Source organism: Cellvibrio sp. 25HG11W-0 (genome assembly GCF_057815475.1).
This window is the reverse complement of record NZ_CM174230.1, coordinates 814,029-834,415: the sequence shown is the minus strand read 5'-3', so window position 1 is coordinate 834,415 and position 20,387 is coordinate 814,029. Positions and strand designations below refer to the sequence as shown.

Sequence of the window (20,387 nt, the reverse complement as noted above, 5' to 3'; positions counted from 1 at the left end):
CACAACAGCAAAAACAACCATTAATTAACACCCGAAGATACCACTCAAGAAAATCGTTTAAATATTGTATCGCTATTTAACAGTAGCTAATAAACTACCCCAAGGCACCAAGTCAAGATGAGTCGACGCGCCGCGTTGTGTACAACAATAACGAAGACTAACAGCGTTTAATTCAAAGGCCTGCGGTAACTCGATACGCTGAGTTTGCGCAGAAAAATTAAACGCACATAAGAGCGTTTGCTGTGCAACCTGACGCACAAACACGACATAATCTTTGCTATCGGCAATAAAACGAATATCACCTAACTGCAATGCCGGCTGCTGTTTGCGCCAATGCATAAATTCGCGATAAGCCTGCAGCACTGAAGTATCTTGCTGCTCCTGCTGTTCCACCGCCGCAGCAGCATGCTCCGCAGGAATAGGGAGCCACGGCTGTGCCGTTGAAAAGCCACCATGAGCGCCTCCTTTAGTCCAGGGCATGGGCGTGCGACAACCATCGCGACCTTTAAATTGCGGCCAAAAAGTAATGCCATAGGGGTCTTGCAGTTGATGATGTTGTATTTCAACTTCCGTTAAACCCAGCTCCTCGCCCTGATAAGAACAAACACTGCCACGCAAGCAAAGTAACAGTGTGTTCAGGGTTTTTGCCAACTCCGGCGATTGCGCTGTGCCACCCCAGCGCGACATAACACGCACTACATCATGGTTGCCGATTGACCAGCAGGGCCAACCTTCTCCCAAGCTTTTTTCAAGCGTTTCGACTGTGTGGCGAATATAACTACCGGAAAGTTCATCGACCAATAACTCAAAACTGTAGGCCATGTGCAAACGGCTATCGCCACTGGTGTATTCCGCCATAGTTTTCAGCGAATCTTCCGAGGAGATTTCACCGAGAGTTACGCTGCCGGGATAGCGATTCATGAGTGCACGCAACGACTCTAAAAAGGCGAGATTTTCTGGGCGGGTATTGTCGTAAATATGCTTTTGAAATGCGTAGGGATTATCTTCTTTAAAACCGCGCCCCTTGCGCTCAGCCTCAGGTTTAAAGGGATTTGAACGCAACGCTTGATCGTGAAAACAAAAGTTGATCGCGTCGAGACGCAGGCCATCTACGCCGCGTTTCAACCAAAATTCTACTTCATCTAAAATTTGCGCGCGTACAGCAGCGCAATGAAAATTCACATCTGGCTGAGACTTTAAAAAATTATGTAAATAGTATTGGCAACGGCGCGGCTCCCACTCCCACGCAGAGCCGCCAAAAATAGACAGCCAATTATTAGGTGGCGTACCATCCGCTTGCGGGTCAGCCCACACATACCAATCTGCTTTAGGATTAGTGCGCGATTCGCGACTTTCTTGAAACCAAGCATGTTGATCCGAGGTATGACTTAACACCTGATCAATGATAATTTTTATATTGCGCTGATGTGCCTGCGCAATTAACGCATCAAAATCTTCTAGCGTGCCAAAGATTGGATCAATTTGGCGGTAGTCGCTGATGTCATAACCAAAGTCTTTCATCGGCGACTTAAAAAATGGCGACACCCAAATGGCATCAACACCCAGACTGGCAATGTAATCCAGCTTGCTGATTATTCCGGGGATATCCCCTATTCCATCGCCATTAGCATCCATCATGCTGCGCGGATACACCTGATAGATAACTGCGCCGCGCCACCAGGGTGTGGATTGATGAGCAGACGAATCGGCGAGATGAACAGAGGATTGCATAAAATCTTTTCAACCTTTTGAGAAGGGTACATTTTTATAGGAGTGCGCTTTTATATAGGGCATAGATTTAAGCGAGCATGCTTAAGTAAAGCATAGCGCTATAAAAGCACATATTGAGAACGCGATTTAAAGCATAAGGCCTAAGTATTTTCATCCCTAATGCTCACGCACAAATCATTGATTAATAACATACGCCAGAGTCATTGATTCGCCAAGTAACTACATACGTATGCAGCCTGAATACGTATGCACAGCCTTGTGGTGCTGCTGGCTAGCCTCTAATGTTAGCCAAGGACAAAACTATCTCTTTGGCTATACTCAAAGCCAGTGGAAAATTACACCTCTAAACGATAATTACACTTAAAACTCACCTTTGCGTTAAGAACTAACAACTCTAAGAACTTGCAATAGTTGAACTAACACTGTGGTAACTCCTATGAAAATTCAAAAACCTTTATTTGTAAGCCTATGCTCGCTATCACTTGGCAGCCTGATAATGCTCAGCGCCTGCAGCGATAAGTCGTCCAGTTCGACGGCCCCAGCGAAACCAAACCTAGCCGCCCCCAAGCTTAGTACGCATGAGTTAATTGCGCCCGGCGCACCTGGTCAAGCTTCTTATTGGGCTTACGCCGGAAAAACCGGTATAGGAACTGCCTACGAAACCTATAGCCAAGGGCAATATGCCGATACAGGTACCAGCGGTACCATTTCTAAGGTTTGGTTTTCACTGGCGCAGGGAATTGTGACTGAAACCATGTTTGGGCTCATTCACCAAGCTCAGCTGCAAGAGATGCAATTTTTTATTCAAGGCGAAAACTTTGTAGACGAAGAAAGAACGGCGACAGATTCGCACATCGAATACATTAAAACCGATACGCAGGGACGCCCCCTATCACTCGCCTACAAAATTACCAATAGCGATAAAGAACAACAGTATCGAATAGAAAAATTAATTTTTACTGACCCTGACACTCAAGCGCTCATGATGCGCGTGGAACTACACGCGCTCGCCGACGGCATAACACCTTATCTTTATGTGAATCCTGCCATTGGCAATACAGGTAGCAACGACAACGCCAGCTATGCAAACAATCTGTGGAGTGCGAGCGAAGGCAATACCAGCATGACGCTTGCTACAGACGCCAAGGTTGTAAATTCGTGCGTAGGTTTTGAAGGCGTATCCGATGGCATCAGTGAATTAAAACAAAGCGGCACTTTCACCCAACACTACACCAGCACCGGCACCACCCCAGGCAATGTTGCCTTTAGCTTGCAACTGCCGGTCATGCATAAAGGTGAAAGCGCGCAGTGGCAGTTTGTGCTTGGCTTTGGCCACAGCCAAAAAGAGAGCACGGCAGCGGCGCAAGCAACACTAAACAAAGGTTATGAACAAGTCCTTGCCGCCTATAATGGTGAGGGTGATGCAATCGGTTGGGAAGATTATTTACAATCGCTACCCGCACTGGAAAAACTTTCCATCACAGCAACTGATGGAGGCAAGCTGCTTTACACCAGCGCCATGGTATTAAAAGCGCAAGAAGACAAAACTCATGCAGGCGCATTTATCGCATCGCTGTCCAACCCATGGGGTGATATTAAATCGGCAGAAAAATCAGGTACAGGCTACAAAGCTGTGTGGCCGCGTGATTTTTATCAAGTTGCAATGGCCATGCTCGCATTGGGTGACACCCAATCGCCACGCGTTGCCTTTGAATATTTAGAACAGGTTCAAGCTAAAAGCACTACGCCCGGCTATAGCGGCACACCCGGTTGGTTTTTGCAAAAGACTCACGTCGACGGCGAAGTAGAATGGGTGGGCGTACAGCTTGATCAAACCGCAATGCCCATCATGCTCGGCTGGCGCTTATGGCAAGAAGGCGTACTCAGCGACAGCGATATCAGCAGCTGGTATGCAAAAATGCTCAAGCCTGCCGCAGATTTTTTGGTTGATGGCGGCAAGGTAAAAGTTCTATGGAATGACACCAACATTACCCCGCCATTCACACAACAAGAGCGCTGGGAAGAACAGCAAGGCTACTCACCTTCCACTACCGCCGCGATTATTGCAGGCCTAGTATCCGCAGCAGATATAGCGACTCATGCAGGCGACGATACAAATGCTGTACGCTATCTAGCGGCGGCAGACAAATACTCCAATAGTTTAGAAAAATTAACCTACACCACTAAGGGTTCACTGCAAGGCAGCGAAGGTAATGGTAAATATTATTTACGGATGAATGCCAACCAAAACCCGAATGATCATTCGCCCTTAGGCACCAGTAACGGTCAAGTCATCGCCGATGAATCGAAAGTGATCGATGGCGGTTTTTTAGAGTTAGTTCGCTACGGCGTGCGCGCAGCAAACTCAGCAGAAATAATTGAAACACTCCCCGAGTACGATAATCAGCAACTCCCCGATTTATTGCGCACCAAATATGAATTCAGTTTTCCTGGCAATGAAGGTAAATTCCCCGGCTGGCGTCGCTATGGTATTGATGGTTACGGTGAAGACACTCTCAACGGTGCTGGCTATGCAGCCGTTAATGACACCAACACAGCCACCCAGCGCGGCCGCGTCTGGCCCTTCTTTACCGGCGAGCGCGGCCACTATGAATTAGCACTCGCCAACCGTGTACAAGCTAAAGATAAAAACAGTCAAAGCGACAATACATCGCTGCGCAACACCTATGTGAAAGCGATGGAATTATTCGCGAATGAGGGCATGATGCTACCCGAGCAAGTGTGGGATGGTGTAGGCAACAATGACACTTACCACTATACCCTCGGCGAAGGCACTAACTCAGCCACGCCCTTAGCATGGACTCATGCAGAGTACATAAAATTATTGCGCAGCTATAGCGACAATAAAGTCTGGGATAATAATGCCAGCACTGCAGCTCGCTACGTTCAATAAACTCAACGTAAAAACTCAAATTCAATCCGCAACCGCGCGATTGAATTTGAGCGTTACGTTTTAAACACTGTCTTTTTAAATATGCGCCAATGAGCGCTCATTGCCACAGAAATACTTGCAGCTAGCATATTAAATCCTTGCACACCACATAGTGCTTTCCATATGAAAACAATAAATGAATAACACAGGCAGCAACACCATGAAACAACCCGCCCTTCCCTTTTGGCAAGTATGGAACGTCAGCTTTGGCTTTCTCGGCGTACAGCTGGGCTTTGCATTACAAAATGCCAACGTCAGTCGCGTGCTTTCCGATCTCGGTGCCGACTTACATTCACTCTCATTATTTTGGCTAGCGGCTCCCATTATGGGTTTGCTCGTGCAACCCATTGTTGGCGCCGCGTCAGATCGCACTTGGAATCGCTTTGGCCGCCGTCGCCCCTTTATTTTAGGCGGTGCCATTGCCGCCGCACTGGGTATGCTGCTAATGCCCAATGCCTCGCTCTTTGTCGCCTTTTTAGCGCCCATGATTTTTGGGGGCATGATGCTCGCACTCATGGACGGCGCATTTAATGTCACCATGCAACCCTTTCGCGCATTGGTTGCAGACATGCTTCCCAGTGAACAGCGCACGCTCGGTTACTCCATTCAAGCGCTACTCATTAACATAGGCGCTGTTATAGGTTCCATACTGCCCTTTGTGCTCACTAATGTAATTGGTTTAGATAACACAGCTGCAAAAGGCGAGGTCGCGTCCAGCGTGTCTTGGGCATTTTATATAGGCGCAACAGCACTCTTCGGCACTGTGCTCTGGACGGTCATTCGCACCAAAGAATATCCTCCCGAAGAGTACAACCGCTACAAAGGCTTAAGCGCCGCAGCGACACCCCGAGTTAAAACATCTATCACCACCAGTCTTGGTAATTTTTGGCAGTTGTTTATCAATATGCCCAAGACCATGCGCCAACTAGCCCTAGTGCAATTTTTTTCCTGGTTTTCATTGTTCATTATGTGGGTCTACACCACACCGGCCATCACCCAATATATTTGGGGCATAGATGCAAAATGGTTTGATGCTAGCTACCTGCATTCTGTGGGCGGCATTCCGGCCGATATAGCTGCCGCAAAAGGTGCCGCAGGTGATTGGGTGGGAATTATGTTCGCGGCCTATTCACTTTTTGCGGCAATTTTTTCCATAGCACTCACGCGCATTGCAAATAAATTTGGGCGCAAGCTCACCTACTCGCTTTCACTGCTCGCAGGTGGTATCGGCTACATGAGTTTTATGTTGTTTCAAAATACGGAGATAGTACATGTGAATTTGTGGATCACCGAAGTTGATATACCGCAAGGCGCCCTTAATTTATTAGTGCCTATGATCGGTGTCGGCATAGCTTGGGCGGCCATACTTGCCATGCCTTACGCAATTCTATCTAACTCATTGCCCGCCGATAAAACGGGCGTTTACATGGGGATTTTTAACTTCACCATAGCAGCGCCGCAAATCGTATCAGGCCTAGTTGCCGGACAAATTTTAAAGTACGTTTTTGATAATCAAGCCATTTACATTATTCTTCTCGCGGGAGCATTTATGATACTCGGCGCAGCCTCAGTGTACTTTGTACAGGATACCGAGGAACAGCCTCAGCACTAGCACCTAACATCTAGCACCTAGCACCTAGCCACAAGGTGCTGGTGCTGGTGCTATAACTTACAACGCGCGATGACCTAGGGGAACTCAGACCAGAGAACAAGCAACATTTAAGTGTGCTCTGGTTTTGAATGCCCGCGCTGAGGTTTACCCAAACTTGCCCCCGCAAAAACCTTTAATACTCCCTTAAGCTCCCCTTAATATTTTGTTAAGGTTCAAGCGTTCCCCATAACATCTCCCTCGCCGTTACTATTTTATTTTTCTCATACATCCCGCTCACATTTACTGCACCAAGAGACTAACACTCAAAATTTTATACCCATGGCTCTACTTAGCTAAGATAGCCTTAATTATCCCAGCGTAGATTGGGCTCATCAGTATTGGCTTAGGTCTCGACAGTTAAACGCGCTCACAATCGAAAAACCAAAAGCCACACCAAAGACAACCTGAGGCCATGTAATTTTATTTACACCACGCCAGTAAATTTCATCTTAGACATTTGGTAAATAATTAATGAAAGAACAATCTGTTTTCATCAGGCTCTTGTTTATTACTATGTCAATTGCCCTTACATTTGGTAACGGCTATACCTACGCCCAAGATAAAAAAACAGACTGCTCGCTTACAGTTTCTAATGCACAATATGACTCACAGGTTGAAGCACCCTTAGAAATTAACTCACCTACTGATACTTGCACACCTGCCAATCCCCGCGAAAAAACGGACAAAATAAATATACATATCCACCCGCTGTTTGATGAAAAAAATCCAGCAGAAGATCATTATATTTTCCGACTCGCAAATCGCCTGCACATCGAAACCCATGAAAACGTTATTAAGCGCGACCTCCTAGTTAAGGAAGGGGATTATATAGACCCGAATTTACTCGCCGAAAGCGAACGTATATTGCGCACGCGCCGCTATTTTAATCGCGCAACAGTCGCCGCAACAGAAAATAATCAGGTCGATGTCGACGTATATCAAGTATGGACACTGGTACCAGCCCTGAGCTATTCCCGTGCGGGAGGAAACACCACCAGCAGCATAGGCCTGCATGACTCAAACTTTTTGGGATTAGGCAAGGTTGTCAACATACTTCACAACGCCAATGCCGAGCGCTCTGGCGACACCTTTGAATACCTAGACCCTAATACCGGCTGGCATCAAACGACACTCGGTTTAGCCTATGAAAATAATTCTGACGGTACTCGCCGTTACGCTGAGTTTATTCGCCCCTACTTTGCCTTAGACACTGTCAATGCTGGCGGGTTTACCTACGAAACCTTTGAGCAGGAAGACGCTCTATATGATGCGGGTAAAAAGGTAAGCACCTATGCCGAGAATGCAGATAAGCATGAATTTTTTTATGGCTCTAAAATAAATATTGGCAACAAAAAAAGCATTCATCGCTGGAACATTGGCTACACCCAAGACGACCATGAATTTTTATCCTTACCCGACGCACTGGTGACGCCCATTCCGAGTAGCAGAAACCTGCATACCACCTGGCTGGAATACACCTTCATTCAAGATGGATTTATCAAGCTGCGCAATATTCAGCAAATTAATCGCGATGAAGATATAAACCTTGGCTTGCAGCTACGCACGCGCCTTGGCAGAACGCAATCGCTCAATCCCGAGCATGACAAGAGCTTTCAACTCAGCGGCGAAATCAGTAAAGGCTTGTCGTTAAGTGAGAACAATTTAGTGCTCGCCAAAGTTGAATATGATGCACGTTACAATCAAAACAGTTGGTACAACTCGGTTATTAGCGGCCAGCTCAATTATCACTGGAAAAACCTCAAGCACGGGCAATTCTATTTATCGCTCGAGGGCGCGCGTGGGCAGCACTTATTTGGCGATCAATCATTTGATTTAGGTGGAGATACCGGCTTGCGCGGCTATCCCGCATTTTACCAATCAGGCGACAAACGCTACCTACTCACGGTAGAACAGCGTTTCTTTGGCGAACACGAGTGGTTTTCATTATTTCATCTAGGCTATGCCGCATTTTATGATCAAGGCCGCGCGTGGGGCGATAGTTTAATACCCCAATCACAAACAGAAACACTGCGCGACCTCGGTGTAGGGCTGCGCATATCGGGTACGCGCAATGGCAACCGCGACGCAGGCGGACACAATGTGCTGCATATAGATGTAGCCACGCCACTCGATGGCGACTCAGACATATCTAACCTGCAGTGGTTAGTGAAAGTACGCAACTCATTTTGATTTTATTGTGCAGCAATCTTTAACAAAAAACATTAATCACAATTAACACTGAACAGTAGAAGGACACAGCATGTTAACCACTAACGCCGCCACATCCACGCAAGTGCTCGCCAAGGTTCCCGAAATCACGCTGATGTTTTGGATTATAAAGATAGCCGCTACTACACTAGGCGAAACCGGTGGCGATGCCGTGTCCATGTCAATGGATTTAGGTTATCTCGTTGGCACAGCTATTTTTGCAGCCATTTTTCTTGTGGCCGTATTCGCGCAAATTAAAGCCAACAAGTTTCACCCTCTTCTTTATTGGGCAACCATTATTGCCACCACAACGGTAGGTACCACCTTAGCTGATTTTGTCACACGCTCGCTGGGTATTGGCTATGAAGGTGGCTCATCGCTGTTAGTTATTCTATTAATGGGCTCATTGTTCTTGTGGTATCGCGCCCTCGGCAGCGTATCCGTTGCAACAGTGAGCACACCAAAAGCAGAAATGTTTTATTGGATAACCATAATGTTTTCACAAACCCTTGGCACAGCGCTCGGCGACTGGACCGCCGACACCCAAGGCTTTGGTTACAGCGGCAGCGCTTTGCTTTTTGGCGCGCTCTTAGGGCTTATAGCTGCCGCCTACTACTGGTCAAAGCTGTCGCACACACTCTTGTTTTGGGCTGCATTCATTCTCACTCGCCCACTGGGTGCCGTGGTCGGCGATCTCCTCGATAAACCACTTGCCAGTGGCGGCCTCGCACTAAGTCGTTATAGCGCATCAGCAGCGCTCTTTATTTTTATAGTGGCGTGCATCTTTCTTGTTAAACAACGCGCAGCGACTCAACAACATTAATGTACAAAAAAACATTAACGGTCTTTAGTGAGAATATTTATATGCGCACGTGGCTAACTTTATTAAGCTTTTTGGGTGCGTCCTTGGCTTTTGCCGGACCACCCTATCGCACCGATGACCCTGAGCCCACGCCTTATCAGCATTATGAAATATTTTTTGCCAGCCAATTCACGCGCACAGCTGATGGCGAAAGCGGAACCCTACCTCATATAGAAATTAATTATGGGGCAACACCAAGAATTCAAATGGGTATTCGCCTTCCTTATGCGTTTAATCAAGCGCAAGGAGACGCTCGCCAGTATGGTTTAGGCGATATAGAGCTAGGGCTGAAATATCGTCTTTTAGATGAAACCGATACACGACCTATGGTTAGCTTTTTCCCTTCGATGAAAACCCACACGGGCAATGAAGAAACTGGCTTGGGTGATGGGGCTAACAGTTACTTGCTGCCAATTTGGCTCGGCAAAAGCTGGGGCGGCTGGAGCACCTATGGTGGTGCCGGCTATAAAATCAATCGAGGATTTGGGGCACAAAATTCATGGTCGATGGGCTGGCTCCTTCAGCGCAAAATATCCGCGCCACTCAGCATAGGCCTAGAAGTTTTTCGCGAAACAGCGCAAGCAGCCGGTGAAAGTACGAGCAGTGGTTTTAATATCGGCGGAATTTACGATCTCGATCAATATCAGCATCTCATGTTTTCGGCGGGCAAAGGTGTGGAAGCAACTCAACAAACCAATCAACTCTCGACCTTTTTTGCATACTTGCTTACGTTTTAATTATCAGCACCAAGACCCTGAGCATGGCGAAATATCTCATAAAAGAAACTACCCGTGAAACACATTTGTGAAGAACATAATAGATCGCGGGTACTTATTCTTATTAACGCACCGGCGATATATCTTTTTTAGCAACAATCAAACAACATCATGAAATAACACGTTCAATTCGTTTATCGGGTACTAGCCACATAAGCGCGACCGCAACATATATTGCTATAGCAATCCACTGGGATACGAATGCCAAACCTATCCCGCTAAGATACAAGAGCGGTGACACTTTTCCCTTCCAGTCATTGCCTATAGCATTTTTTAACAGTGAATCATCGCCTTGCAACGCAATAATACACTGCTGCAATATCCAGTAAGCAATGGCGGCCATCAAAAGCACAAAACCATAAAGCGCTGCTGGCTGCTTAGAAAAGTGATTCTCTCCCATCCAACCCGTCGTAAAAGGGATAAGTGACAACCAAAAAAGCAGATGAAGATTGGCCCACAATATTGACCCATTTACCTGCTTGCAGGCATGCAGCATGTGATGATGATTGTTCCAATAAATCCCCAAGTAAATAAAACTCAGAATATAACTAAATACCACAGGCATTAACGGCTGCAAGGTTTCAATACTATCGCCGTGGGGGATTTTCATTTCCAATACCATAATGGTAATGATGATCGCCAACACCCCATCAAAAAACGCCTCAAGCCTATTTTTTCCCATCACAGTACGTTCCATTTTGAAAATCTCATTGAGAAATATTACGACAATCACAAGAAGCATCTGAGGAGCGAAACCAACTTACGGGCTTTTACCAAGATCGCACGAACCAGCTAATAATCCCATCGTCATATTGCGCTTAAGGGATTCCACCAGATAGGTTGCACCACAACTCGATTAATCACCTAGCACCACTCGCTTCAAATATTCAAAACAACAAAGGCGCTGATATTACCCCAGAAAAAAGGCCAACTTCATATTAACTTTAACGTCACAGGAAAAATTTTTTATTAAAAAACAAAGCGGTAAGGTGCCATCAACTTTATATTGATTTATGTACTCATGAAAGCAGAGCATTGCCCTCCACCGTGAGTAGCACTCTGCTTTCAGCCTGAAATACTTACTAAAAAAATCGACATTGGCTCTTAAGTTCGCATAGATAGTAACTAGCAAATCATACTTAACTTTCTCAATTAATGGACACGCCTCATCACCTCAATCAAAAAATTTATAATCCTGCGCAGCGAAGTAAGCGCCATTTGCGCCCTTGTCGGCCAGCAGCACCGGAGCTAACATACCCGGCAACACTGACTCTACCGCGTCCCACGCATCAGGGCCGCCTAGGGCAGTGCGAATCCAGCCGGGGTCTATGGCGTTTACGCGTACACAGGTGTCTTTAAACTCGAAGGCTAAATCCTTAGTCCACTTATCGACCGCCGCCTTAGAAACGCTGTAGGGCGCCAAGTTGGGTTGATCGGCAATACCCGAGGACAGATTAACAATGCGCCCCCAGTTACGCGCTTTCATGCCTGGGCCAAAGGCGTTACACAGCTGCACCATCGCCAGCACATTCACCTGAAACACTTGCTGCCATGCAGCTTGTGCGAACTCAAACACTGGCGTAGACACGCAATTGATAGCGGCATTGTTGTAGAGAATATCCACTTGCGGCGCAGCGGCATTAATCTGTTGAATCAAGGCAGCAACAGCTGCTTCAGAGTCCAGCTCCCCCGCCACGGCTTTTATTTGTATTGGAAATTGCTCAAGCAATTCGCAGGTCTGTGCTGTGTTGCCAAGCTGGCGCCCGTGCACAATAAGATTGCAGCCGCGCTCTGCTAATCCCAACGCGATTTGCTGACCTATACCGCGGCTAGACCCTGTTACCAGTGCCCATTTATTATCGAGTCGTTGTTTCATGGAGTTTTCCTATGAGGTTATCTTGCCGAAGCATTTATTATGAGGGCGGGATTCTAACACTCTGAGGCGGCGACTCCCTTTGGCGAGCCCAAGGCGACGAGTAAAAATCAGTAAATCTCAACCGCGCTCTTGGCGGCAAACCCTTAGCAGCCCGGCGGCACATCCGCAGCGGCGCAGCACTCAGACGTCGATCTTTCCACCCCGTCGATTAATGAGTTTGCTACACTGCGGGCACTTTTAGCGCCGCAGCGGTTGAATCACGCTCTTTCACTGTGCGGTGGCCTTCAATAACTCCAACTAGCCAGCCTCTATGAACGAAAAAAATTTCGCCCGCCTGCAGCAGATGATTCCCCAGCACGCACTCTCCCGCGTCGTCGGCAAAATCGCCAGCAGCCAAAACACGCTGATTAAAAATACTTTTATCAGCTGGTTTGTTAAACGTTACCAAGTAGACATGTCACTCGCGCTGGAAGAAAACCCCCTCGCCTACGCCAGCTTCAATGACTTTTTTACCCGCGCTCTAAAGGCAGATGCACGCCCCATCGCAAGCGCCCAAAACGCCATAGTGTGCCCCGCCGATGGCGCCATCAGCCAACTCGGCGCGATCCGCGATGGACGCATTTTTCAAGCAAAAGGACAGGAATACACCGCCTTAGAATTACTCGGTGGCGACGAAGCGCTGGCGGCAGAGTTTGACGAGGGCAATTTTGCAACGGTATACCTTTCACCGCGCGATTATCACCGCGTGCACATGCCCTACAGGGGCAAGCTGCGCAGCATGATCAGTGTGCCCGGCGAACTCTTTTCAGTGAATACCGCCACCGCCAACCAAGTACCGCGCTTGTTCGCACGCAATGAACGCGCCGTCGCCATTTTCGATACGGATATAGGCCCCATGGCCGTGGTACTGGTCGGCGCCATGATTGTGGCTGGAATAGAAACCGTATGGGATGGCACCATTGCCCCTTTCGCCAGCCGCGAAATAGAAACCTCGCTTTACCCCTACCAGAATTTAACCTTGGAAAAGGGTGCGGAAATGGGACGCTTTAAACTCGGCTCCACCGCGATTGTTTTATTTGCTAAAGATAAGATGAACTGGACGGAAGACTATCAAGCGGGAACGCCAACCAAGATGGGTGAGGTGATGGGCGAAGCTAACAGCTAACTAGCACCTTAAATTCAAACTAATAAAAAGCCCGCACTTTTAACAAGTTGCGGTCTTTTTGTTGGGCACGAATTGATAAGTGAAATTAACTCAACACCAAGTTGTCGCGATGGATTAACTCTTTATCATCTTGATAACCCAATATCTTGATGATTTCACTACTGGGCTTACCGATAATTTTACGTGCTTCGTCGGCGTGGTAATTGACGAGACCGCGTGCGATTTCGCGGCCATCTTTATCGGCGCAAATGACCATGTCGCCGCGCGTAAAATCTCCACGCACTTCTTTCACCCCCACAGGCAATAAACTCTTGCCCTGCTCGCGCAGCACCTTGGCGGCACCGTCATCTAACAGCAGCATACCGCGGGTTTGTAGGTGACCTGAAAGCCAGCGTTTACGCGCTTGTTGTGGCTGCTGTTCGGCCCACAAGAAAGTCCCGAGATCTTCGCCTTCAGCGATGCGCAATAAGGCATTTTCGATGCGCCCACCGACGATCACAGTATCTGCACCGGAGCGCGCTGCAACGCGCGCTGCGCGCACCTTGGTGAGCATGCCGCCGCGCCCGAGCGCACCGCCTGAACCACCCGCCATTTGCTCCAAACGCGGATCGCTTGCCGCAATTTCGCTGAGCAATTGCGCATTAGGGTTATTGCGCGGGTCGCTGTCGTACATGCCTTTTTGATCGGTAAGAATGACCAGTAAATCCGCTTCAATTAGATTGGCGACCAGCGCACCGAGGGTGTCGTTATCGCCAAAACGAATCTCATCGGTTACGACAGTGTCGTTTTCATTGATTACAGGTACGACGCGTAAACCTATAAGGGTTTTTAAAGTAGAGCGCGCATTGAGATAGCGCTGGCGAGAGGAGAGGTCGTCGTGATCGAGTAGCACTTGCGCAGTGTGCAAACCGTAGCGCTGGAATTCCACTTCGTAGTTTTGAATCAAGCTCATTTGGCCAACAGCGGCGGCGGCTTGCAACTGATGAATTTCGGTGGGGCGACTGCTCCAACCCAACTTGCGCATACCCGCTGCCACCGCACCGGATGACACCAACACCAGCTCTATACCGCGCAGACGCAGCTGCGCCATTTGCTCAACCCAACCGGCAATAGCGACAGCATCCAACCCCTTGCCATCATCGGTTAAGAGGGCGCTGCCGATTTTAACGACCCAACGTTGAGCCTGAGGAATATGTGCTCTTTTGCTCATGAAAGCGATGCACTCAAGATAGTAATGTGGATTTTTTATTGGGTAAATATGCTTACTGCAAGGGCCTCCACGCTAGCGCATGAAAGCCCCGCAAAGCCTTAGTGTCCGACGTAAATAACCTCAACATCATAGTCATCTTCATTGAACTTATCATCGTCATCAATTTCACCGCGCGCCAAACGCGCTTCGCGGGCAAGGATACGCAGCTCTTCAATACGCTCGCGCGCCTCCGCAGCCATTTGCTGCTGCAGCTCAAACTCTTGCTCACGCAATTCGGAATTGGTTTTTTCCTCCGCCCAAATTGCTTCGAGGTGATCCATAATGCGACCGATTAACGGAGTTGTACCTTCGCGATGCAGCGCAGACACCCTGAATACCGGGCCAGTCCATTCAAGCGCATCGACTACCGCTTGGCATTTTGCGTCTACTTCTTCTGGGTCGAGCAAATCGATTTTATTGAGCACTAACCAACGATCGCGCTTAGCCAATGTCGGGCTGAATTTTTGCAATTCTTGCGCGATGATTTTGACGTTTTCAACCGGATCCGTATCATCCACCGGCGCCATATCCACTGCGTGCAACATCAAACGGCAGCGCGTTAAATGCTTGAGGAAGCGCACCCCCAAACCAGCGCCTTCTGCAGCGCCTTCGATAATGCCGGGAATATCTGCGATCACAAAACTGCGGTGTTGCTGTACTTTTACCACACCAAGGTTAGGTACCAAGGTCGTAAAGGGATAGTCGGCAACCTTGGGTTTAGCCGAGCTTACCGCGCGAATAAAACTGGATTTACCTGCATTGGGCATACCCAACATGCCCACATCGGCGAGCACTTTTAATTCGAGCTTAAGATTGCGGCTTTCGCCTTCGCTGCCCGGCGATGTTTTGCGCGGGGTGCGGTTGGTACTGGATTTAAAACGCGTGTTACCCAGGCCGTGAAAACCACCCTGAGCCACTTTTAATTTTTGACCGTGTTCGGTCAGATCGCCGAAGACTTCCTCGGTGTCGGTATCCAACACCGTTGTGCCTACAGGTACCGGCAACACCAAATCATCACCCTTGGCGCCAGTACAGTCCTTACTGCCACCTTTTTTACCGCTTTCGGCGCGATACTTGGGCACAAAACGGTAGTCGATCAGCGTGTTTAAATTCTCATCGGCAATTAAATAAACACTGCCGCCATCGCCGCCATCGCCGCCATCGGGGCCGCCCTTAGAGATAAATTTCTCCCGGCGGAAACTCATAAAGCCATTGCCTCCATTACCGGCTTCGACGTAGATCGGGGCTTCATCAACAAATTTCACAGCAAACTCCAGAAAAAATTATTCGCTAAAGGCTTTAGCGAAATCACACCAATAATTAAACAAACGAAAACCATATAAAACAATACAGAGCATAGGGACCCGCTAAAAACGCGGCCTACATATAAAAAAGCCCTATCGATGTCGACAGGGCTTTTTTATTATTCTCCGCCCGCTGCTAGCAGCAGGCTGGGCTTACTTTAGCGCAATATCAAATAGCAGCTATCTGCTATTAAACAGCAACAGGAACGATGCTGACGTATTGACGGCCAAAAGCGCCTTTAATTTCAAACTTAACGTGACCATCAGCCTTGGCGAACAAGGTGTGATCTTTGCCCAAACCAACGTTAACGCCAGCGTGGAATTTGGTGCCGCGTTGACGAACGATGATGCTGCCAGCAGGGATCAATTGACCACCAAATGCTTTAACACCAAGGCGTTTCGCTTCTGAATCGCGACCGTTACGAGTACTACCACCAGCTTTCTTGTGAGCCATTTTCTAGCCTCCTATTAACCTTTGATTGCAGTGATTTTAACTTCAGTAAACCACTGACGGTGACCTTGACGCTTCATGTGATGCTTACGACGACGGAACTTGATAATTTTTACTTTATCAGCACGGCCGTGAGCAACAACTTCAGCAGTGATAGAAGCGCCTTCAACAACTGGGGCACCGATTTTAACGTCTGCACCGTCGGCAATCAGGTAAACCTTGTTGAATTCAACAGTGCCACCGGTGGCGAAATCGATTTTTTCGAGTTTAAGGGTTTCGCCTACAACTACACGGTGTTGTTTGCCACCGCTTTCAAAAATTGCGTACATATTTATGCTCCAATAAAACACTTGGACGACACGAAGTAGCTTAGCGACATGCTTAGGCGTTTGGGACTAGCGTCGTATACAGGTTTTCAGGGGCGGCGATTGTATGCCAAGGAGGCCAGTCATCGCAAGTAAAAACAGCCCTAAAAGCGAGATATTTGTCTATTTAATAAGCTGATTTTGCCGCAACCAAGGCTCCAGCGCCTGCGGCCAGCCAGAGATACTGCCCTGCCCCTGGATCATACCCACGCCATGAATAGTACTTTGGTAGATATGCAGTTCGGATTGCTTGTTGTATTTGTGCAGCGCAGCAAAGAACTCAAGACTGTGCGCCACAGGCACAGCGCCATCGGCAACCCCGTGAAACATAAACACGGGCGGCACAGCAGGAGGCACATGATGCTTGAGCGAACAGGCGTGCAATAGCTCAACCGCGGGCTCTTCGCCGAGTAGCGCGCGCCGGGAGCCGACATGTGAATCAGCGTCTTCCATACTAATCACCGGATAACCTAATAGGGCAAAATCGGGGCGCGCACTGATGGAGGCATAAGGATCAACCACAGGATTCAATGCCGCAGGCACCGACTGCATCAGCGCCAAGCTCGCCGCCAGATGCCCGCCCGCCGAAAACCCCACAGCGCCAATTTTATGCGCGTCCAGCTGCCACGCCTGACCATGAGCGCGCACTAACCGCAGCGCTCGCTGCGCATCCAATAAAGGCGCCGGATACCCGTATTCCTGCAGGCGATACTTCACCACAAATGCGGCCACACCGCGTGCGCAAAACCAATGAGCTATGTCGATACCCTCGTGCTTAAGCGCAAGGCGACTGTAGCCACCGCCGGGAAAGATTACTACCGAGCTGCCATTTGCAACCTCGGCATAGGGCCAAAAAGGCACCATGGCTGGATTATCCACCGCATGAACCCGCTGATCTTTTACATGCTCACGATCTGGCACAACGCGCAGTCGCTCAGGCCAAAGCGCTATAGGCTCCGCCTCCAAAGGACGCGAGCTGGCCAGACACAAACCACAACCCTCGACCGCGCAGTACTGAGCAGACTCTGCCGCTTGCTCAACTAAACTTTCACTCACCGCTATCTCCCACGCGCGCACATTAATCGGATGCCAAAATCCACTCACACTACAGTACAACAAACTAAAAAATAGACTTTCGGATGATTACTGATACATTGCCGCTGGTTTTCAAAAAAATCACAGATACCCCCCCCGACATAAACCAATAATTTTCCACCTTTTATAAGGACTTAATCGGCCATGACCGCATCCATTTTGCGCCAGCTCGCCCTAACCGTTACCCTTTGTTTCGTATCCCTTAGCAGCTTCGCAAGCCCCAGCTTAAAAGATTACGGCGCATTGCCCGAAATACAGATGATGGCCATTTCCCCTAATGGCGGCCTCGTCGCCTATCGTAAAGTCACTCTCGAACAAGATCGCATCGTCATTTATTCTTTTGCCGAGAAAAAAGCACTGGCCGCTATCGATGTGACGGCCATACAGCCGAATGGCATTTATTTTATTAATAATGAGCAGTTGATTTTACGTGTTTCAACCATGACGCGGGTGAGCGGCTTTAGAGGTCGCTTTGAAGTAAGCACCGCTTACGCCTATGACATTAAAACAGGCTCCACCCGTCAGCTGCTCATTCCCGGCGACGGCCCTATATATCGAGGCCAATCTGGCCTAGGCAGTGTTGTCGGCCTATCTCCCGATGGCGACTATGCCTACATGCCCGCTTATGTCGGCGAAGACTGGGTGGAAAGCCCCGCCTATTCACTGCTTAAGATCTCGCTCAAAAAAAAGCGCACACCTAAAGTTTTTAGCAAGGGACACAATGCAACCAGCGATTTTTTCCTCAACCGTAAAGGAGAGGTGCTCGCGCGCGAGTCCTACGACAACAAAAAGAATTTGCACACCATTGAAAAATATCAAAACGGCAAATGGATCGATATTTTCAAAGAGGAGACACCCTATCGCAGCAAAGAGTTTGTTGGCCTTACATCCGACTTTAAAGCCTTGGTGATGTTGGAAACCGACGAAAAAACAGAGCGCAGAGCCTTTTATAATCTCGCGCTAAGTGATGGCACTATTACCGGCCCACTCTATGTTCGGCCCGATGCAGATATTGACAATGTAATCAGCGACTTCCAACGCGTGGTATATGGTGTTCGCTATCAGAGTTTTATCCCAAGCTATGAGTTTTTTGATAAAAAGCTCGACCAGCGCGTAAAGGATATCCAAGCACAGTTCCCTGACCACTCGGTGAATCTTGTCGACTGGACGCCCGACTGGAAACACATCATTTTTAATATTGAAGGCTCCGATTTCCCCAGCGATTACCTGTTGTTCTCTGAGGGCAAAGCACCCACTCGCCTTGCAAGTTCGCGCCCACAAATCACGGCTGACGATCTACACCCCATCGGCAAGGTGAACTTTAAAGCGCGCGACGGGCTGCTCATTCCAACCTTGCTGACCATCCCTAAAGGCCAAGTGAGCACCCTCAAAAACCTGCCCGCTGTGATCATGCCGCACGGCGGTCCTGAGTCCCACGACACTATCGGCTTTGACTGGGAGGCGCAGGCACTCGCCAACCAAGGCTATCTGGTTATACAGCCACAATTTCGCGGCTCTGATGGCTTTGGCTTGAGCCACATTTTGGCCGGACGCGGCGAATGGGGCAAAAAAATGCAAGATGACCTCACCGATACCGTCAACTTCTTTGTCCACCAAGAAATGATCGACCCTACGCGAGTCTGCATCGCCGGTGGTAGCTACGGCGGCTATGCAGCCTTGGCTGGCGGCGCATTTACTCCCAGCCTTTATAAGTGCGTGGTATCCATCAATGGTATTGGCAACATTAACGATATGCTCGCATCTGATAAGCGAGAGCACGGCAAAGACAGCTGGATTGTGAGCTATATGGAAGAGCAATTCACCCAAGGTGAAGGCGGCAAAGCTGCCATGAAAGCCATATCGCCCGAGGAGTTTGCAGACAAATTCACCGCCCCTGTTCTGTTGATTCATGCAACGGCAGACAAGCGCGTACCCTTTGCGCAATCGAAGCAAATGTTCAAGGCACTCAAAAAGGCTAAAAAAGAAGTGGAGTTAGTAGAGCTCAAAGGCGAGAGCCATAGCCTGCAGGAAGGAACAACACGCTTGCAGTCACTGACCGAGATGGTGACATTTATCAATAAGCATATTGGCACTGCAAAAAAATAACCTCGGTTTAACCGACACCAGATATACCGATGCACAACGAAAAGAGGGGCGGCAATTGCGATTGCCGCCCCCGCTCACTTAGGATCTAATGAAACTGCGCTTCATCGTCACCCCACCAGTGGGTGCGCTGCCACTCTACGCGAGTCGGGTCGGCGGCACTCAACAGCAGCTCTCCTGCCGTTAACTCCCAGCTCGTCAAGCCATCCTTAAGATCGTGCCAAAAATGACTGGCATCTTCACTCAAGTAAGCTTGAGCCAATTGGGCTTCATTGCGCAGCATTTCCTCTGCGGTCAATTCCAGCTGTACCAACCCCTCCACTTCCTGCTTAAGCCCATCGCGCAACACTTTGAGCGTACCCACCTCGTGATAATCGAACTGAATACGAGCAGGCTCGCCTGGCGCGGCGTCAGATGTTGGTTCGTTGATTGTTTTCATAAGGATACTCCGGTTGGACGTTTAAGTAGCACCACGGAGGTAATCAGAACGGGCATTACCCCAGATATTTGCAAGCTTTTTACCCAATTAAGCGATACAGCCTCTATAATCACCGCCTTTCTTAAAAACTCCACCTTCAGTATAGGCCGTCCAATCCAA

General features: G+C 48.6%; 16 protein-coding genes. 7 read left to right on the top strand and 9 right to left on the bottom strand.

Going from position 1 to position 20,387, the window contains the following annotated elements; translation table 11 throughout:
* Window positions 1-72 precede the first annotated feature (72 nt).
* Window positions 73-1,731, bottom strand: a complete 1,659-nt coding sequence (locus AC0KUT_RS03645; protein WP_488833565.1) for an alpha-glucosidase — start codon at window positions 1,729-1,731, stop codon at window positions 73-75.
* Between the two features lie 436 nt (window positions 1,732-2,167).
* Between AC0KUT_RS03645 and AC0KUT_RS03640 the strand changes: the two genes are divergently transcribed.
* The 5 genes from AC0KUT_RS03640 to AC0KUT_RS03620 all read left to right on the top strand — a co-directional run bounded on the left by AC0KUT_RS03640 (window position 2,168) and on the right by AC0KUT_RS03620 (window position 10,142).
* Window positions 2,168-4,645 carry a glucan 1,4-alpha-glucosidase gene (locus AC0KUT_RS03640; protein WP_488833563.1) on the top strand — a complete coding sequence of 826 codons (2,478 nt, stop codon included), beginning with the start codon at window positions 2,168-2,170 and terminating at the stop codon, window positions 4,643-4,645.
* 199 nt (window positions 4,646-4,844) lie between these two features.
* Window positions 4,845-6,296, top strand: coding sequence for an MFS transporter (locus AC0KUT_RS03635; protein WP_488833562.1), 1,452 nt, complete (start codon window positions 4,845-4,847; stop codon window positions 6,294-6,296).
* 552 nt (window positions 6,297-6,848) lie between these two features.
* Window positions 6,849-8,525 (top strand): BamA/TamA family outer membrane protein, encoded by a 1,677-nt coding sequence (locus AC0KUT_RS03630; RefSeq protein WP_488833560.1) that lies wholly within the window; start codon window positions 6,849-6,851, stop codon window positions 8,523-8,525.
* A gap of 70 nt (window positions 8,526-8,595) precedes the next feature.
* Complete coding sequence (locus AC0KUT_RS03625; RefSeq protein WP_488833558.1) at window positions 8,596-9,366, top strand: COG4705 family protein; 771 nt, start codon at window positions 8,596-8,598, stop codon at window positions 9,364-9,366.
* Between the two features lie 41 nt (window positions 9,367-9,407).
* The gene (locus AC0KUT_RS03620) at window positions 9,408-10,142 is read left to right on the top strand and encodes a transporter (protein WP_488833556.1); all 735 of its coding nucleotides are present in this window, start codon (window positions 9,408-9,410) and stop codon (window positions 10,140-10,142) included.
* Between the two features lie 148 nt (window positions 10,143-10,290).
* Here AC0KUT_RS03620 and AC0KUT_RS03615 read toward each other — a convergent pair whose 3' ends face one another.
* Together AC0KUT_RS03615 and AC0KUT_RS03610 are read right to left on the bottom strand one after the other, a co-directional pair.
* Window positions 10,291-10,878: a TMEM175 family protein gene (locus AC0KUT_RS03615; RefSeq protein ID WP_488833554.1), complete on the bottom strand. Its 588-nt coding sequence runs from the start codon at window positions 10,876-10,878 to the stop codon at window positions 10,291-10,293.
* A gap of 477 nt (window positions 10,879-11,355) precedes the next feature.
* Window positions 11,356-12,057, bottom strand: coding sequence for an SDR family NAD(P)-dependent oxidoreductase (locus AC0KUT_RS03610; RefSeq protein ID WP_488833551.1), 702 nt, complete (start codon window positions 12,055-12,057; stop codon window positions 11,356-11,358).
* A 310-nt stretch (window positions 12,058-12,367) separates the two neighbouring features.
* On the opposite strand from AC0KUT_RS03610, the gene asd reads away from it, so the two are divergent.
* Window positions 12,368-13,222 carry an archaetidylserine decarboxylase gene (asd, locus tag AC0KUT_RS03605; RefSeq protein ID WP_488833549.1) on the top strand — a complete coding sequence of 285 codons (855 nt, stop codon included), beginning with the start codon at window positions 12,368-12,370 and terminating at the stop codon, window positions 13,220-13,222.
* Between the two features lie 85 nt (window positions 13,223-13,307).
* Here the strand turns inward: asd and proB are convergent, their stop codons facing one another.
* The 5 genes from proB to AC0KUT_RS03580 form a co-directional block, all read right to left on the bottom strand.
* The gene (gene proB / locus AC0KUT_RS03600) at window positions 13,308-14,432 is read right to left on the bottom strand and encodes a glutamate 5-kinase (RefSeq protein WP_488833548.1); all 1,125 of its coding nucleotides are present in this window, start codon (window positions 14,430-14,432) and stop codon (window positions 13,308-13,310) included.
* Window positions 14,433-14,530: 98 nt separating this feature from the next.
* Window positions 14,531-15,736, bottom strand: coding sequence for an Obg family GTPase CgtA (gene cgtA / locus AC0KUT_RS03595; protein WP_488833546.1), 1,206 nt, complete (start codon window positions 15,734-15,736; stop codon window positions 14,531-14,533).
* 229 nt (window positions 15,737-15,965) lie between these two features.
* On the bottom strand, window positions 15,966-16,229 hold the full coding sequence (gene rpmA / locus AC0KUT_RS03590; protein WP_488833545.1) for a 50S ribosomal protein L27: 264 nt from the start codon (window positions 16,227-16,229) through the stop codon (window positions 15,966-15,968).
* Between the two features lie 14 nt (window positions 16,230-16,243).
* The gene (rplU, locus tag AC0KUT_RS03585) at window positions 16,244-16,555 is read right to left on the bottom strand and encodes a 50S ribosomal protein L21 (protein ID WP_488833544.1); all 312 of its coding nucleotides are present in this window, start codon (window positions 16,553-16,555) and stop codon (window positions 16,244-16,246) included.
* Window positions 16,556-16,714: 159 nt separating this feature from the next.
* Window positions 16,715-17,647 (bottom strand): alpha/beta hydrolase, encoded by a 933-nt coding sequence (locus tag AC0KUT_RS03580; protein WP_488833542.1) that lies wholly within the window; start codon window positions 17,645-17,647, stop codon window positions 16,715-16,717.
* A gap of 183 nt (window positions 17,648-17,830) precedes the next feature.
* On the opposite strand from AC0KUT_RS03580, the gene AC0KUT_RS03575 reads away from it, so the two are divergent.
* On the top strand, window positions 17,831-19,792 hold the full coding sequence (locus AC0KUT_RS03575; protein WP_488833540.1) for an alpha/beta hydrolase family protein: 1,962 nt from the start codon (window positions 17,831-17,833) through the stop codon (window positions 19,790-19,792).
* Window positions 19,793-19,877: 85 nt separating this feature from the next.
* Here the strand turns inward: AC0KUT_RS03575 and AC0KUT_RS03570 are convergent, their stop codons facing one another.
* Window positions 19,878-20,228 carry a zinc ribbon-containing protein gene (locus AC0KUT_RS03570; protein WP_488833539.1) on the bottom strand — a complete coding sequence of 117 codons (351 nt, stop codon included), beginning with the start codon at window positions 20,226-20,228 and terminating at the stop codon, window positions 19,878-19,880.
* Window positions 20,229-20,387: the final 159 nt, after the last annotated feature.

Coding starts and splice junctions, on each gene's coding strand:
- AC0KUT_RS03645 (WP_488833565.1), bottom strand. CDS start 1,731: ATGCAATCCTCTGTTCATCTCGCCGATTCGTCTGCTCATCAATCCACA.
- AC0KUT_RS03640 (WP_488833563.1), top strand. CDS start 2,168: ATGAAAATTCAAAAACCTTTATTTGTAAGCCTATGCTCGCTATCACTT.
- AC0KUT_RS03635 (WP_488833562.1), top strand. CDS start 4,845: ATGAAACAACCCGCCCTTCCCTTTTGGCAAGTATGGAACGTCAGCTTT.
- AC0KUT_RS03630 (WP_488833560.1), top strand. CDS start 6,849: ATGTCAATTGCCCTTACATTTGGTAACGGCTATACCTACGCCCAAGAT.
- AC0KUT_RS03625 (WP_488833558.1), top strand. CDS start 8,596: ATGTTAACCACTAACGCCGCCACATCCACGCAAGTGCTCGCCAAGGTT.
- AC0KUT_RS03620 (WP_488833556.1), top strand. CDS start 9,408: ATGCGCACGTGGCTAACTTTATTAAGCTTTTTGGGTGCGTCCTTGGCT.
- AC0KUT_RS03615 (WP_488833554.1), bottom strand. CDS start 10,878: ATGGAACGTACTGTGATGGGAAAAAATAGGCTTGAGGCGTTTTTTGAT.
- AC0KUT_RS03610 (WP_488833551.1), bottom strand. CDS start 12,057: ATGAAACAACGACTCGATAATAAATGGGCACTGGTAACAGGGTCTAGC.
- asd (WP_488833549.1), top strand. CDS start 12,368: ATGAACGAAAAAAATTTCGCCCGCCTGCAGCAGATGATTCCCCAGCAC.
- proB (WP_488833548.1), bottom strand. CDS start 14,432: ATGAGCAAAAGAGCACATATTCCTCAGGCTCAACGTTGGGTCGTTAAA.
- rpmA (WP_488833545.1), bottom strand. CDS start 16,229: ATGGCTCACAAGAAAGCTGGTGGTAGTACTCGTAACGGTCGCGATTCA.
- rplU (WP_488833544.1), bottom strand. CDS start 16,555: ATGTACGCAATTTTTGAAAGCGGTGGCAAACAACACCGTGTAGTTGTA.
- AC0KUT_RS03575 (WP_488833540.1), top strand. CDS start 17,831: ATGACCGCATCCATTTTGCGCCAGCTCGCCCTAACCGTTACCCTTTGT.
- AC0KUT_RS03570 (WP_488833539.1), bottom strand. CDS start 20,228: ATGAAAACAATCAACGAACCAACATCTGACGCCGCGCCAGGCGAGCCT.